Consider the following 14,544-nt stretch of genomic DNA (forward strand, 5'->3'; position numbering starts at 1 on the left):
TGTATTTTACATAAGGGACCAAGTGTAATGATCAAGAAAACACGCATATTCCTAATACTGATTGTTACGGCGATGATGATGGCAACGGCCGTTTGGCTGCTGGCAGAAGAACAAGGCGCACCCAGTACAACCAGCGGCTTCATCACCGAATACCCCATCCCCATTGCCAACAGTGCCCCACAAAGTATCGTTGTAGAAACCAGCGGCCCACCCGCAACCGTCTGGTTTACCATGCCCGATGCTGATGCCATCGGACGATTGGTGGTTACCGACACCCTCAACTTCACCTTCACCACCTTTGGCACAATGGACGGCATCACCACCAGCAGCGCTCCGCACGATTTGGTGTACGCCGCCGCCAACAGCCTCATCTGGTTTACAGAACCAGGCAATGCCAGCCTGGGACGGCTAGATACTACCAACGGCAACATCACAGAAATTCCCTTGCCAGACAATCACGTTCCTTTAAACTTGGATATTGCGCCAAATGGCCTTCTCTACATGACGTCGCCTACCACCAACCACCTGCTCAGTTACGATCCTGGCAGCACCAACTTCACGCTTTACCCCTACGATGCCACCGGAGGCAATCCCACTCACATTGATATTTTAGGCAACAATAGCATTTGGATCACTTCCCCTGCTACCAATCATGTGGCCGAAATCAAGCCATCTACCGGTTCCAACTTCATAAAAATTCCGGTTCAGGATTTTGGTATCCCCCCGTACCCGCCATCAGGCCTCACCCTGGACGGTTCGGCCCCCTGGATTACTGCCAACAGCATGAACCGCGTCGGGCGCTATGCCGAAGGCACGCTTACTTTTTGGCGTTGGTATGAAATTTTACCAGAAAATTCTGGCGCGGGAGCCATCGCCTATACATCTGCCAGCACCTTCAAATACCTCTGGTTTGTGCAGACAGATTTAGGGCGAGTTGGCCGTATGACTCTGAACTCTTCCGATAATGACCTGCTGACGTTAAGCGCACATGCCCTGGCTGGTACAGATAGCCGGCCAACCGACATCGCCGTAGATGAAAACGGCATCGCCTGGATAACCGGCAAAGGCAGCAACGTCATTGGCCAATGGGTGCCGCCATATGCCACTTATGTAAACCTGCCACTTATTCAAAAGCCATAATGAGGAGCACAAAATGCACCACATAAAAAATAACCGCCCAATTATCGGCCTGCCGCTCCTGTTTTGCGTTGTCATGACTAGTTTTCTCCTAGCCAAATCGCTACCGGTTCAAAGCCAGCCAAATACAGAAATAAATGGTACTGAAACGAACACTACCTATTTGCCCATGCTGCTAAATCAATTCGACAGCTCATTGGGCATACCAATTTTCGGTTTACAAATGTACGGCAACACCTCAGATAGCAGTAAATATCACAGCTATTTGCTGGAATCCGATGCGTCGTGGGTTCGCGTAGAGATTTCTTGGGCCACTGTTGAACCAACTCAAGAAACCCCGCCCGTTTATCAATGGGGAAATCTGGATAACAACCTATCTGCTGCACGACCAGATATGGGCGGGCTAAATGTGATTGCCACCGTCAATGGAGCCCCTGCCTGGGCTGCGGCCGAAGCTACAGGGCCTATAACCCCAGATAATTATGAAGATTTTGCCAATTTCATGGGTGCACTGGTTGAAAGATACGATGGTGATGGCATTGACGATGCCCCTGGTTCACCAGTGGTGCTTTATTGGGAAATGTATAACGAGCCAGACAGCAATTCTGACACCAGCGATCCTAACTTTTTGCCACCTGTTAGCTGGGGAGATCATGGTGATGAGTACGCTTTTATGCTAGAAGAAATTTACCCCGCCGTTAAAGCTGCTAATCCACATGCACAGGTTGTCTTTGGTGGCATTGCTTATGATTATTTTAAATCAAACGGTGGCAAGTTTGTTGATTCCTTCTTAACGGATGTTTTAGAGGAAGGTGGGGGCGACTACTTTGATGTGATGAACTTCCATTCCTATCCGGCTTTTTACCCTAGATGGACAACAAACCAGGGGCCTGGGCTGCTGGAAAAAGCCAACGCTCTTCGCGATATTCTGGCATCATATGAATTAGACAAGCCATTCATAGTCACCGAAACGGGATGGCATGACAACAATGCGCCTGGGCCCATCATCCCTGGCTCTCCACAAATACAAGCAAGGTACGTTGTAGCGTTGTTGACCCAGGGGATGGCAGCAGAGCTAGACGTTGTCATTTGGTGGCTGCTTTACGATATTGGCGGTAGTTATCCTTATGATGCTGGTTTAGTAACAAATGACGACACACCTGTAGAGAAGCTGGCGTTTCAGGTGTATCAGGATGTTGTAGCAGAACTCTTGACAGCTCACTTTGCGCGAACATGGACAACGGCCGAAACGGGGAACAGCTTAATGGAAGTGCATCAGTTTAATGACAATGTGCTGCAACGAACGCTTTATGTTGCCTGGCTTAATCGAGTAGATACAACGGCGACATCCTCTTTGCGAATAGCCGCTTCTTCTGCAAATGTAAAAAATAGTATTACAGGTAACGAATTTGTTGTTAGTGATGGGAACGATGGCGTGATAGACGGTCATGTTACCATTACTGTGGGAGCAGATCCGCTCTTTATTGAGGTAGAAAAATAACGATGTTAAAAAAAGTTGTGTCGGTATGCTTGCAAAAAAAGTTTGTTTTTATAGGTAGTTTACTGGTTGCGTTTTTTGCGATTGTCATCTTTGTAAATGCCTCCAGGATGAACTATGTTGCTGCTGGTAGTACGCAAACAACATTTTTGCCATTGGTGAGTAGTGGCGTGCCTGCTCAGTGTCGTTTTGGGGTGAATGTTATTCAAGACCCAGCCAATGTAGAATTTGAGAAGCTAAATGCAGGCTGGTATTTAAATTATAGAACGAACAGCAGCCCAATTTTAGCAAATTTCACACAATTTGTTCCGGTGATCCGGTTGAGCCAAACCGGACCAAATGCAGAAGATTTTAGCTACACGCCTAGTGGAACGGCCTTGCTGGATGCCATTGCGGAAAACCCAGGGGCTGATTGGCTTATTGGCAATGAGCCAGATCGGGCCGAGTTTCAGGATGATATGGAGCCGCATGTGTATGCAGCTGCCTACGCAGAACTGTATGACATTATCAAAACGGCCGATCCCACTGCCCGTATTTTTGCTGGAACCATCGTTCAACCAACCCCACTTCGTTTAGAGTATCTGGATCTTGTGTTGGACAGCTATGCTGCACAAAACAGTGGCGCTGCAATGCCCGTGGACGGGTGGAGCATTCACAACTTTATTCTTAACGAAGTGAGCTGTGATTATGATCCTGGCAACTGTTGGGGTGCAGAAATTCCTCCAGGGATTGACGCCGATTTTGGCGAAATTTTAACGATTGACGATAACGACAATATGACGCTGTTTACGCAGAGAATTGAAAACTTTAGGCAGTGGATGGCAGATAGGGGGTATGCAGGTTTGCCCCTTACTGTTTCGGAGTATGGCGTTCTGATGCCAGATTTCCTCGGTTTTGACGATGATCGCGTAAATACCTTTATGAATGCGACGTTTGATTACATGCTGACGGCAACCGACCCTGTGCTGGGTGATCCAAATGATAATTATCGCCTGGTGCAAACGTGGTCCTGGTTTAGTACAGGTGCCGTTGGGGATGAGTACAATGGCTATCTGTTTGAGGGTGTAGAAAATCAATATCCCTGGAAGTTGTCGGCGATGGGCCAAAATTATGCCGACTATGCTAAAGTACTCGTACCACAAATTGATTTGTACGCCTCTGATTTTTCATCTGCGCCAGCTAGTTTGACAGCGCCAGCCACCATTACTCTGACGGCTCAGGTTGCCAACAGCGGTACGAATGTATTTGCCAAAGATTTTGTGGTTCGTTTTTATGACGGCGATCCGCAGGCTGGAGGAACCCAGATTGGGGCAGATCAGCCTGTCTCGTTGGCAGGGTGTGGACACAATACGGCCGTTTCCGTTGTGTGGCCTGGCGTGTCGGCAGGATCGTATGAACTGTATGTGGTGGTAGACACGAACAACAACGTTGTGGAAACAGATGAGCAAAATAACACGACCAGTTTGCAAATCGTGGTGAATAACTGAATGAGGTGCTTGACGGGTTGATGCTAGCAACGGCCGTACATCTGTCAAGCCACCTCAAATATGTGCCAACACGCCAACGTTGTTTGTAAAGGATAGTAGCCGTCAGCCGTAATTTTCACTCATCTCGAATCATTTTGGCAGCGATGGCGTTATGCTTTTCCAAGTGGGGCATTAGATCCACGGTGGTAAGCTGCCCTTCCTTCACCACAACATTCCCATTGATGACTGAGTAATCAACTGTGGGCGGCTGGCATAGCAAAACGGCCGCTACCGGATCATGCAATGCGCCAGCAAAAGCCACCTGGTTCAGATTCAGGGCGATGAAATCGGCAGACATGCCCGGTGCCAGATAGCCAATGTCATCACGCCCTAAAACGGCCGCACCACCCCGCGTACCAATTTCCAACGCCTGTCTGGCAGACATCGCATCCGGTCGCCCGCCAAAGCCGCCACGCCCGCCTGGGACTTCACTCAAATAGCGGTCTGGGGTGACGCGCTGTAGCAGCATCGCTTGCCGCGCCTCAGTGAGCAAATGGCCACCATCGTTCGACGCCGAGCCGTCTACCCCTAGGCCAACCGGCACGCCAGCGTCCCGCCAGGCCAAAACTGGCGCGATGCCGCTGGCCAGCCGCATGTTGCTGCTGGGGCAGTGAGCCACGCCCGTTTGCGTCTTGCCAAACAGATCAATCTCCGGCTGGCTCATGTGTACACAATGGGCGTGCCACACATCATCCCCCGTCCAGCCCAACGATTCCACGTAAGGGACGGGTCGCTGCCCAAATGTCTCCAAACAAAACGCTTCTTCTTCCAATGTTTCTGCCAGATGTGTGTGCAGACGCACACCGTAGGCGCGGGCCATGTTGGCTGATTCTCGCATGAGATCAGGCGTCACAGAGAAGGGGGAGCAAGGAGCCAGCACTACGCGCATCATAGCGTGGCGGCTGGCATCGTGATACGCTTCGATGAGGCGTTGGCTGTCTTTGAGAATGAATGCTTCATCTTCCGTGACGCGATCCGGGGGGAGACCACCATCACTTTCACCAAGTGACATGGAGCCGCGTGCCGCATGAAAACGAACGCCAATCTCCTGCGCGGCACGAATTTGGCTGTCCAAGGTGCAGTCGTTGGGGAAAATGTACAGGTGGTCGCTGCTGGTGGTGCAGCCAGAGAGGGCTAGCTCGGCCAGTCCAGTGATGGTGCTGATGTAAATTGCTTCGTCTGTCAGGTTGGCCCAAATGGGGTAAAGGGTCGTTAGCCAATCGAACAAATTATTGTCTTGGGCCAGCACGCGGGTGAGGCTTTGGTACAGATGGTGATGGGTATTGACGAGGCCGGGCAGCAGAATGTGGCCGCTTAAATCGAGGACAGTATCGGCCGTTTTTGGCAATTCGCTGGTGGGGCCAACTTGTTTTATGACGTTGCCGCGCACAAACAGCCCCCCGTTAACAATTTCGCGTCGCTCATCGTCCATGGTTACGAGAACGGCCGTATTCTTCACCAACAATGTATCCATTTCGACCTCCAAAAGTTCAGTAGATTTGGCAATTTCATGAATTGTAAACGATATTTGCAGAAAAGCAGACACCCATAAATAACGCCATTTGATCGCCTGCGATTCAGTAGTTTTATCAAGTAAATGTGGTATGATCGTGAAAATTATTACAGATATTTTAGGAAGGGTCTTCACACGCTATGGAGTTTCAAATTCCAACAATTTATTTTCCAATTGCTGCCCCGGTGCTCATTGTGGCGGGTTGGGGCGTCTTGCTGATGATTCTGGACCTCTTCATCCCGGAAGATAGACGTAGTTGGGCACCCTGGCTGGCGGCAGTTGGCCTTGTGATTGCGCTGGTGCAATCTTGGGTGTTGTGGGGAGATAGCTACGGCACGTTCACGCCAGAAGGTGGCCATCCGATGCTGGTGGTGGATAATTTTGCCACCTTCCTGAACATCACCTTCATCCTCACGGGTCTCCTTTCTATCCTCATCTCGGCAGGCTATTTGCGGAAGCATAAGCTAGATCGGCCAGAGTTTTATATGCTGATGCTCTTTTCCATCAGCGGCATGATGCTGATGGGCATGGCCAATGATCTTATTCTCATTTTCCTGGCGTTGGAAGTGCTGTCCATCCCCCTATACATCATGTCTGGCATGGCCTGGCCCCGCTCTGATTCTGAAGAGTCGGCCATGAAATATTTCTTGCTGGGTGCGTTTTCCTCCAGTATTTTGGTGTTTGGCATTGCCCTGGTTTATGGGGCCACAGGTTCTACCGCGCTGCCAGAGGTATTGGCGACAATTGGTAGTGGCGGTGCACTTGGCTTGGCTGGAGCGGCGTTTTTGCTAGTGGGGTTTGCCTTTAAGGTTGCGGCCGTTCCCTTCCATATGTGGACGCCAGATGTGTATGAAGGTGCGCCAACGGCCGTTACCGCGTTTATGTCTGTAGGGGCAAAAGTGGGCGGATTTGCTGCCATGTTGCGTATTTTTGTAACTGCCTTGCCAGATTTGGGAGATACCTGGGTGGGGGCTGCTGCCATAGTGGCTGCGTTGACCCTCATCTTGGGCAATGTTGTGGCTATCTCACAGGCAAACATTAAGCGGATGTTGGCCTATTCCAGCATCGCCCATGCGGGTTACATTATGATTGCGGTGGCGGCGGGCATAGACAGCAGCGATGGCGTTAGCTCGGCGCTGTTTTATATGTTTGCCTATTTGTTCACCAACCTCGGTGCGTTTGCCGTGGTGATTGCTCTGGAGCGTAAACAAAACGAAGGGACGATGTTAGATGATTACAAGGGATTGGCCAAGCGCAGCCCGTGGCTGGCACTGGCGATGGCTTACTTCATGTTGTCGCTCACTGGTGTACCGCCGACAGGTGGCTTTTCTGGCAAATTCTTTGTCTTCCGAGCAGCTATTGAAGCGGATTTGATATGGTTGGCGATTATCGGCGTGATTACTAGTGTGGTGTCTGGCTACTATTACTTGCGGGTGGTTTACCTGATGTACATGCACGACGGAGATGGCGAGGTTGTGGCGATGCCCGGTGTGCGGCTGGTTGTGGCGATTACGGCCGTTGCCACTATCATTCTTGGCTTTTTCCCCGGTGCCTGGTTTGCCATCACCCGCGAAGCAGCATTACTAGGGGCTAAATTGGTCGCTGGTGGATAATCAAAACTATTTTTCCATCAAAAAGAAACGAAGCTGCTCACCGAGCGGCTTTTTTCATTTAAGTTTTTGCCACGAATTACACGAATTTGCACGAATTATCCGAATAATTTATTGTTTGACCGGAAACCCGGACGTACTTGGTTGCGGTTGCCACCTCGCCGTGGCTAGACCAGCGCAATAACTTTAATCCCACCAAAACCCCATGGTGCTTTCTTGGTAATCTTTCAACTTTGCCAAATCCTCTTCAGGGATTCCCTCATTTCTCATTTCAGTTTCCACAAGTTCCAGTATCTTTTTCCGATTCTGCTCCTTTGTTGGCAGTTCGAAATTCAATGAATCAGCGATGATGATGCCCATATTTTTATAAGCCCCAGCCACATAAATGTTTGTTGCGCCTAAATCGTACAGGTTTTTAACGAATTGAATGGCTTCACCCTTGCCGTCAAACCGATTGGAAGCCAAGGGGCTTGGATCGGGGTTTTTCTCTAGCCAAGCTAACGCTTCTGGTTCGTCAGACAATAAAAATGTAATCGTTTCTTCATCCAATTCAGCTAATTTTGCTTCGTTTTTTTCAACGAGAGTTTGATAATACAAGTCAATTTCGGATTGGCGCTCGGAAGCACTTTTATACAACTCAGGCGGCTCATCCAGAATAAGATAGTAATTGTTTTTGAGGGCTACTGATTCAGGATTAGGTTTCAAAAGAATTGGGGCAAACAATTGCCGAATTGTTTCTAAATCGCTTGTCTCAACTTGGGTAATATCTTGGGTTAACTGCAAATAGTAACTTTCGTTTTCAAGAGGGGTAATTTGATAAAAGTGTGGTTGAAGCTTCCCGATTCCACCCAACAACTCAATATGGCTTTTGGATAAAAAGTTACCCCAATAATATCCACGACAGAGGTGCTCAAGGTTGTCTGCGTAAGTTTCAGCTCGATGCCCAACAATTCGATCATATGGGCTTTCCCGGTCATATTTAGATGTGATTCCAGTGAATTCATACGTGATATAACCACAGACCCCTTTGATCGAACTAAATAACTTGTTTCCTAACTCCACGATATATTCCTGCCAGTCAGACTTTAGGTTCCGCTCTAGAAATTCGCCCCCGATAGTAAATGAGAAATGGTCTGGAAAATTTGATTCCGTTCTTGCAAAAAAACCAAGGGCAAGATTACATTGTTCGAGCGAGGCGTTTGTCGCTTGCATAAATACATTTAGATAGTCTAAACGGGATTCACTTTGTACAATCTTTTCCCACTTAAACTGCCTCAACGGATTATCAAATATCGTTTCATCATTGTTAAAGCTCCATTCCACATCTCCTTTCAAAGTGAATCTTTCTCGTAAGCGTGAAATAATGTCGAGGGCAAACTTGACGGCCGTTTGGTTGTCTATTTGTGTGTATGTGTCTATTTCTAATTGCAAAATACGCATGTTTTTATTTTCCCTTTTCACTACTAAAGTAGTCGAGAGACAACCAGCGGTTTATGTTAGAACAAGCGACCTTGCTGCAACGGCCGTATCTCCTTCCTTTCTAGCCCCACAATTTCCTTAAACCGATTGCACGTCTTGGGTGAAAAGCCCGAATAGTCATTGTTGAAAAAGCCAAAGACATTTTTAAATTGGGGCAGCAGCTGGATTTGCTGATGCCACGCCTGCAAATCGGCTGTTTTGTCCACCAGCTCTTTGTCTTTGGTGGCATATTGTCCGTGTGGGCCAATGAAGCGTAGGTAGAGAAAATCGGCCGTTGGGGTGATGGTTTTGGGGAGGTGGATGTAGTCGGTGGCAGTGAGGCAGATGTTGAACGGCCGTAACAAATCCACCACCTCTGGCCGCAGCCAGGAAGCGTGCCGAAACTCAATTGCGTACCGAGTCACCTGCGGCAACTGGCTCAGAAATTCACGTAAATGGTCAATTTGAGCATAAGTAAAGGCGGGACCAAACTGGATGAGGATGCAGCCGAGTTTTTCTTTGAGCAGAACGGCCGTTTCCACAAACTGTTGCATCGCCTCAATCCCGTCAGGCAGACGCGCTTCATGGGTAATGGCTTTGGGTGTTTTGAGGCAAAACGTGAAATTGTCAGTTGTGGATTGCCGCCAGCGAAGGACGCTCTGCGGGCGCGGCGTACCATAAAAGGTGCTATCAATTTCGACCGCGTCGAACAATGTACTGTAATGCGCTAGAAAATTTTTTGGGGACATCCCGGCAGGATAAAATGGCCCTAGCCATTGTTTGTAGCCAAAGCCCATTGTGCCAAGATGCCAGGTTGTTTGCGAAGACATGAACGAGATTTGGGACTAGAGACTGGAGATTTTAGTCTCCAGTCTCTTTTTAATCGCCAGTTCGGGCAACGGCCGTTGGCTGTGCCACTGTTTGTTCAGGGATTGGCGTGTGGACAATCTCGTACCGAATGTAAACCGCCACCATAAACAGCAGCAATCCCAGCGCTTGATGAGAGAGTGCTATGACGATGGGGACGCTCAACCAAATAGTTACGACACCCAGCGCAATTTGGGCAGCGACCAAGCCCAGAAAATAAATGACAGCTTTGTGTACATTCTCCGAGTAGGCATGGCGCCTGGTAATAAAATAGAGCCAAGCGGCCGCACCCAGCACCACAAAAGCAAACCAACGATGCACAAAATGGGTACCAACAGGCGAGGAAATGAGATTTTGCCACCAAGTATCAAATTGAGCGAACAAATTAGCTGGAATCAATCGCCCAGCCATCAATGGCCAAGTATTAGAAATCCAGCCAGCTTTCAGCCCAGCAACAAAGCCGCCCCACGTAATTTGAATCACCAAAATGGTCAGCGTCAACGCAGACAAAATGTAGGGCAAGGAACCGCGCCCTTTGTTGATGATCGGCGGAAATTGGTTCATGTGGCGCAACGCCGTCCACATGGTTAGCGCCAGCAAGAATAGCGCCATCAGCAAGTGAATCGTTAGCCGAAAATGGTCCACAGCCGGGTTTTCAACCAGACCGCTGCTAACCATGTACCAGCCCAAAAAACCCTGAAAGCCAAACAATGCTCCAATCGTCAGATAAACGGCCGATTTTCGCCATGGAATAACGCCCTTATAAATGTAATAGAAGAGCGGAATAACCACAATTAACCCGGCAAAGCGAGCAATCAACCGATGAATGTACTCGACATAAAATATTCGCTTGTAGCCCTCCAGCGTCATGTTGTAATTGATAAGTTGACCTTCTGGCGTTTGTTGATATTTGGCAAATTCAGTTTCCCAGGCAGCTTCACCAATGGGGGGAATAACGCCGCTAATCGGGTTCCACTCCACAATCGAAAGACCAGAGCGCGTTAGGCGAACGTAGCCCCCAAACACCACCATCACCATGATGAGAACACACACGATAATTAGCCAACGAATGATTTTTTTGTTGTCTTGTTCGGACATTTCTCTCTCCTGCTTTCCTTTTCTGAACAAAACCTCCCGGAGGCTTGATCCCAAATGCTCAAATTTAATCAAGCCTCCGGGAGGTTCAGATGAGCGCCATTATACCAAGATCGCAAATCAATTCAGGTTTGAAAAATTGCCTAAATGACATTTGGCGGAAATATGGATGATCTTTGTCAACAATTATTCTCCAACAAAAAAGAGGCCACTACCATACGGTAGCAGCCTCACGCTTTCTTGTTCACAAAGCGAGTAATTATACAGGTGACAGTCACTTTTTCAGAGGCTTTGCCAAATTGGAGACCTTATCAAAGTGACTGTCACCTCAGGGACGTGAATAGCTGCCAAAGAAATTTACTTAAACGGCCGTTCCCTCCACATCAGCCACCGCAATATCCTCAACAACTTCGCCTTGCTCCAAGCCCAGCAGCCGCAGCAGCGGGCTAACCGGCATGTCACCGATGACGCGGAACGAAGCATCAGCTTTCAGGTTACTTAGCGCACTCGTGAGCGACTCTTCACCAGCTACGACTGGCACCAATCGCTCTACCACGTCTGCCACTTTCAAGCTAGACAGCATTCGCGGATTGACATCTGATAACACTTGTTGTAGGCACGGTGCAAACTGACGGAGCTGTGGCAGCCAGTTGGCTAAAACCAGCGGCTCGTCAGCGCCGTTCTCGCCCGGGTTCAGCTTCCGGCCAACCAGCGGCACTTCCTCGCCAACTTGCGTCAGCCCGTGGGAGAGTGCCATCACGTTTGCCAAAATTTGGCCCGTTTGCCCACCATTGCCAAAGATATGCACCTTCAAGCTGGGGGCGATGGCCTCAAACGCTTTGAGCGAGGTTTCGGCTTGAATGGTGGCAATGCGCTCTTGATGCGTCAGCTGCAAGCGTAGCCGCTCCAGGTCTACCAACACCGGAGCCTCACCGTAAAGCAACGCCAGCTTCTCCTGTGCCTCAATTTCCACCAACGCCTGCGCTTTAGCCACTTCTGCTTGGGCCAAGCCCTCGGCGCGGGTCACGGAAACTTGCTTTTCGGCAACCTGCACACGGGCGGCTTCAACTTCGGCTTCAGCTAGACCGGCAGCGGCCGTTTCTGCTTTGGTTGCTTCGGCACGGACTTTGGCGGCTTTGGCTCGCTTTTCCGTGGCGGTGGCTTCTGCTTCGGCACGCACCAATTCAGACTGGGTTTCTACATCCACCTTGATTTGCAGGGCGCGGGATTCAGCTTCGGCGGCTAGCTTGAGTGCCTCGGCCTCTTTGTTGGCTTCCACCAGAGCAATCTCGCGGACGCGCTCTGCTTCGGCCAGTTCTTCGCGGCGCAGGCGAGACGCTTCGGCTTCGGTCAGTTCCGCCATGCGGTCAATTTCTTTGGCTTGGGCGACAGCCAATCGCGTCGCTTCCGCTTCGGTTTTGGCCAAGTTAATCTCGGCCTCGCGCTTTTGCTGGATGGCACGGAGCTTGGCCTGCCGCTCTGCTTCAATTTGAGCCAGATGTGCGGCCTTTTCGGCTTCGGCTTCGCCTAGCTGCTGGCTCAGTTCGACTTTGGCCATTTCGGTGTCGTGAGCGGCAGCAGCGGCCGTTTTCTCACGGCTAATCTGCAAAATTCGCATCTCATGCCGACGTACGTCCAACGCCTCTTGCTGGCTAATGGTGGCCGTTTCCACCTCGCGCTGGGCGTCTAGCCGTTCGGCTGCCAGCTTCTTCTCCGTCTCGGCGCGGATTTCTGCTTCCTGCTGTTCACGCGCCTGCATGTCGTTCAGCTCAGCAAGCTGCTCTTTGTTGGTGGCGATGCCCGTCTCTTTGGAGATGCGGGATTCGGCTTGCTCGATGAGCTTCGTGTAGGCAATGCCATCCAAGCTAGTGATGGTGAGCAGTGCCAAATCGTACCCCAGCTCAGACAAAATCTGGTTTACTTTGGGAAAGGCAATGGCGGCCAGCTCTTGCCGATTGGCAATAATCTCTTCCAGGCTCATCGTGGCGGCAGCGGCCACCAATTCGGCCGTGCCAACCTTGGTAATGGTGTAGATGAGACCGTTGGTGTCTAGCCCCACGCGCTGGGCGGCAATTTCTGCCTTGTCTGGGTTGAGCTTGGCGACGGCGTGCGCCCACAGCCGGAAGCTGACTTTGCTGCTGTCCAATGCCTCTACGCCAGCATCGTTCACGCCGTGAATCGGCACGGTGAAGCTGATCGTTTTGAGCTTGATCACCTGGGTGATGGGGTTTAGCCAATATTTGGCAGGGCGGTCGGCCGATTGACCAAATACTTTGCGTTCGTTGGAGAGAGTTAGGCTGTGACGGCCGTCTCCAACCACCACATGAATTTCATCTGGGGGAACCAAAATGCGGCGACCAAAGCCAAACAGGCCACGCGCCCGATCTGCTTCGGTACGCAGCACGGCGACGCTGGTGTTCACGTCGCTCAGGGTGCGCTCGGCGGCGGCCACATCGGGCAGTCGCCGCGCTTTTGTTTGAGTGGACTGACGGGTTTCCTCTACCGTGGGGGGCTGCTGTTGCTGAGTCATGCTGTCTCCTGTGTACCCATCCTACGCCCATCTTCCGCCCATGGGCGAGAAGATCATAAATATGTGCAATTGGAAAAAACAAAGCGGATGCTCACAGGGCAGTACGGTAGAAAGCAGGAAAAGTTGCAAATATGGGGGTTAGGAGGTGAAAGATAGAAGATGTGGGGGTAAATTATTCTTTCAAAGATTGCTCCCGAGATTCAACAGCAGATTCAAAAGCCCGGTATACTGCAATTATTCCGCTGTAGCCATCACTTATTTTTGCGCGAGAATAGTCACGAATTTTATATCTTCCAGTTTTCCTTATTCCGGCATGCATAATGCCATTTCGGATGGTTACACCATCAAGACATCTCTTAAGTTCATCGTTTGAAGGTCTCTCTTCTTCTTCCATAAAAACTTGTGTGGAGAGTTGAACAAGTGAATAAAACCCTTGTTCTCTTAACAAGCTTCCCATGAATTGGTTAAATTTGTCATAGTTTTCGGGAATTTTGTTGCGTAATACGAGTCTCAGGAAGGCTCCGTGTACGCCCTCAAGTGCTGCACAGCCAAGAACGATTGCTACAATGGCATCTCCTCTCAGCATTGCAGTGATCGCATTTGCTTTTAACTCATAAAAAGCGTGCTTTCGTACTTTTTCAACCGCAACTTTGAGCTCTGAAAGCTGCTGTTCTGAATAGTCTCGTATATCGCCAGTTGTGGCCTCTAGAATCCCGAAAGATGAAAAATCTATCGTTTCCAAGAGCTTGATAATTGTTTCTTCGTCAATAAAGTAGTTAGTCGAACCGACAAGAACAACTTCTAGAAGTATACGCGGAAAAAGCTCCCTTTCAGATAACATTCTAGGCCATGTTGCCCCCATGCTAGACACATATGGACCTAACCGCACCATTTGATGTGCTGCAATTATCTCATTTAGTAATCGGAATCCAGGGTTTTGAAGAGATGCTGTGCCGATTTTGCTTCCATCATTGGTTTTAATTGCTTCCAGTTCCCCCTGACGGAGTTGAGGCTGGCTATTTACAATTAATGCAGTAGTAAGAAAATCATCCTCACTCGAACCTGCAATTTTGTGGTGGCTAAGAAGGGACAATGTTTCAAGGATTTCTAACTCATGAGGAATACTGATTCTATTCTCTAACCAGACTTGAATTTTTTCGTTTTCATTATCAATGAATTGAAAAAGAGCTCCTGTACAAAGACGAAAAGGTAGTTTTATGATTGTTATTGTCTGGATGTTTTCGGGGCTGACGTTATTTAGATCCGTGTTGTTGAGTTTTCTAATAATTCTCTGCATGGAAGATATTATA

Annotated in this window: 10 protein-coding genes; 4 read left to right on the top strand and 6 right to left on the bottom strand. The window is 49.4% G+C overall.

The features are described from left to right. Positions 1–27: 27 nt before the first annotated feature. The 3 genes from ACOQPM_RS00660 (at position 28) to ACOQPM_RS00670 (ending at position 4,122) form a co-directional block, all read left to right on the top strand. On the top strand, positions 28–1,140 hold the full coding sequence (locus tag ACOQPM_RS00660) for a virginiamycin B lyase family protein (protein WP_420627292.1): 1,113 nt from the start codon (positions 28–30) through the stop codon (positions 1,138–1,140). Between the two features lie 13 nt (positions 1,141–1,153). Beyond that, positions 1,154–2,638, top strand: a complete 1,485-nt coding sequence (locus tag ACOQPM_RS00665; RefSeq protein ID WP_420627293.1) for a hypothetical protein — start codon at positions 1,154–1,156, stop codon at positions 2,636–2,638. Positions 2,639–2,745: 107 nt separating this feature from the next. Beyond that, positions 2,746–4,122 (top strand): CARDB domain-containing protein, encoded by a 1,377-nt coding sequence (locus ACOQPM_RS00670; RefSeq protein WP_420627294.1) that lies wholly within the window; start codon positions 2,746–2,748, stop codon positions 4,120–4,122. Positions 4,123–4,237: 115 nt separating this feature from the next. Here ACOQPM_RS00670 and ACOQPM_RS00675 read toward each other — a convergent pair whose 3' ends face one another. After that, positions 4,238–5,635: an 8-oxoguanine deaminase gene (locus ACOQPM_RS00675; RefSeq protein ID WP_420627295.1), complete on the bottom strand. Its 1,398-nt coding sequence runs from the start codon at positions 5,633–5,635 to the stop codon at positions 4,238–4,240. A gap of 179 nt (positions 5,636–5,814) precedes the next feature. On the opposite strand from ACOQPM_RS00675, the gene ACOQPM_RS00680 reads away from it, so the two are divergent. Next, a complete protein-coding gene (locus ACOQPM_RS00680; RefSeq protein WP_420627296.1) occupies positions 5,815–7,287 on the top strand; it encodes an NADH-quinone oxidoreductase subunit N in 1,473 nt (490 codons plus the stop codon). A 183-nt stretch (positions 7,288–7,470) separates the two neighbouring features. Here the strand turns inward: ACOQPM_RS00680 and ACOQPM_RS00685 are convergent, their stop codons facing one another. The 5 genes from ACOQPM_RS00685 to ACOQPM_RS00705 form a co-directional block, all read right to left on the bottom strand. Then, a complete protein-coding gene (locus ACOQPM_RS00685; RefSeq protein WP_420627297.1) occupies positions 7,471–8,724 on the bottom strand; it encodes a hypothetical protein in 1,254 nt (417 codons plus the stop codon). Between the two features lie 56 nt (positions 8,725–8,780). Continuing rightward, positions 8,781–9,572, bottom strand: a complete 792-nt coding sequence (locus tag ACOQPM_RS00690) for a DUF72 domain-containing protein (protein WP_420627298.1) — start codon at positions 9,570–9,572, stop codon at positions 8,781–8,783. A 49-nt stretch (positions 9,573–9,621) separates the two neighbouring features. Then, positions 9,622–10,707, bottom strand: a complete 1,086-nt coding sequence (locus ACOQPM_RS00695) for a COX15/CtaA family protein (protein ID WP_420627299.1) — start codon at positions 10,705–10,707, stop codon at positions 9,622–9,624. 358 nt (positions 10,708–11,065) lie between these two features. Then, positions 11,066–13,234, bottom strand: coding sequence for an SPFH domain-containing protein (locus tag ACOQPM_RS00700; RefSeq protein ID WP_420627300.1), 2,169 nt, complete (start codon positions 13,232–13,234; stop codon positions 11,066–11,068). A gap of 172 nt (positions 13,235–13,406) precedes the next feature. Continuing rightward, positions 13,407–14,531: a hypothetical protein gene (locus ACOQPM_RS00705; RefSeq protein ID WP_420627301.1), complete on the bottom strand. Its 1,125-nt coding sequence runs from the start codon at positions 14,529–14,531 to the stop codon at positions 13,407–13,409. Positions 14,532–14,544 lie beyond the last annotated feature (13 nt).

The organism is Candidatus Leptofilum sp. (assembly GCF_965223525.1).
Lineage (GTDB): Bacteria > Chloroflexota > Anaerolineae > Promineifilales > Promineifilaceae > Leptofilum.

Excerpts from the sequence above, each read along its gene's own strand:
- ACOQPM_RS00700 (WP_420627300.1), bottom strand. The coding sequence starts at position 13,234 with ATGACTCAGCAACAGCAGCCCCCCACGGTAGAGGAAACCCGTCAGTCC.
- ACOQPM_RS00675 (WP_420627295.1), bottom strand. The coding sequence starts at position 5,635 with ATGGATACATTGTTGGTGAAGAATACGGCCGTTCTCGTAACCATGGAC.
- ACOQPM_RS00665 (WP_420627293.1), top strand. The coding sequence starts at position 1,154 with ATGCACCACATAAAAAATAACCGCCCAATTATCGGCCTGCCGCTCCTG.
- ACOQPM_RS00690 (WP_420627298.1), bottom strand. The coding sequence starts at position 9,572 with ATGTCTTCGCAAACAACCTGGCATCTTGGCACAATGGGCTTTGGCTAC.
- ACOQPM_RS00695 (WP_420627299.1), bottom strand. The coding sequence starts at position 10,707 with ATGTCCGAACAAGACAACAAAAAAATCATTCGTTGGCTAATTATCGTG.
- ACOQPM_RS00680 (WP_420627296.1), top strand. The coding sequence starts at position 5,815 with ATGGAGTTTCAAATTCCAACAATTTATTTTCCAATTGCTGCCCCGGTG.
- ACOQPM_RS00705 (WP_420627301.1), bottom strand. The coding sequence starts at position 14,531 with ATGCAGAGAATTATTAGAAAACTCAACAACACGGATCTAAATAACGTC.
- ACOQPM_RS00670 (WP_420627294.1), top strand. The coding sequence starts at position 2,746 with ATGAACTATGTTGCTGCTGGTAGTACGCAAACAACATTTTTGCCATTG.
- ACOQPM_RS00660 (WP_420627292.1), top strand. The coding sequence starts at position 28 with ATGATCAAGAAAACACGCATATTCCTAATACTGATTGTTACGGCGATG.
- ACOQPM_RS00685 (WP_420627297.1), bottom strand. The coding sequence starts at position 8,724 with ATGCGTATTTTGCAATTAGAAATAGACACATACACACAAATAGACAAC.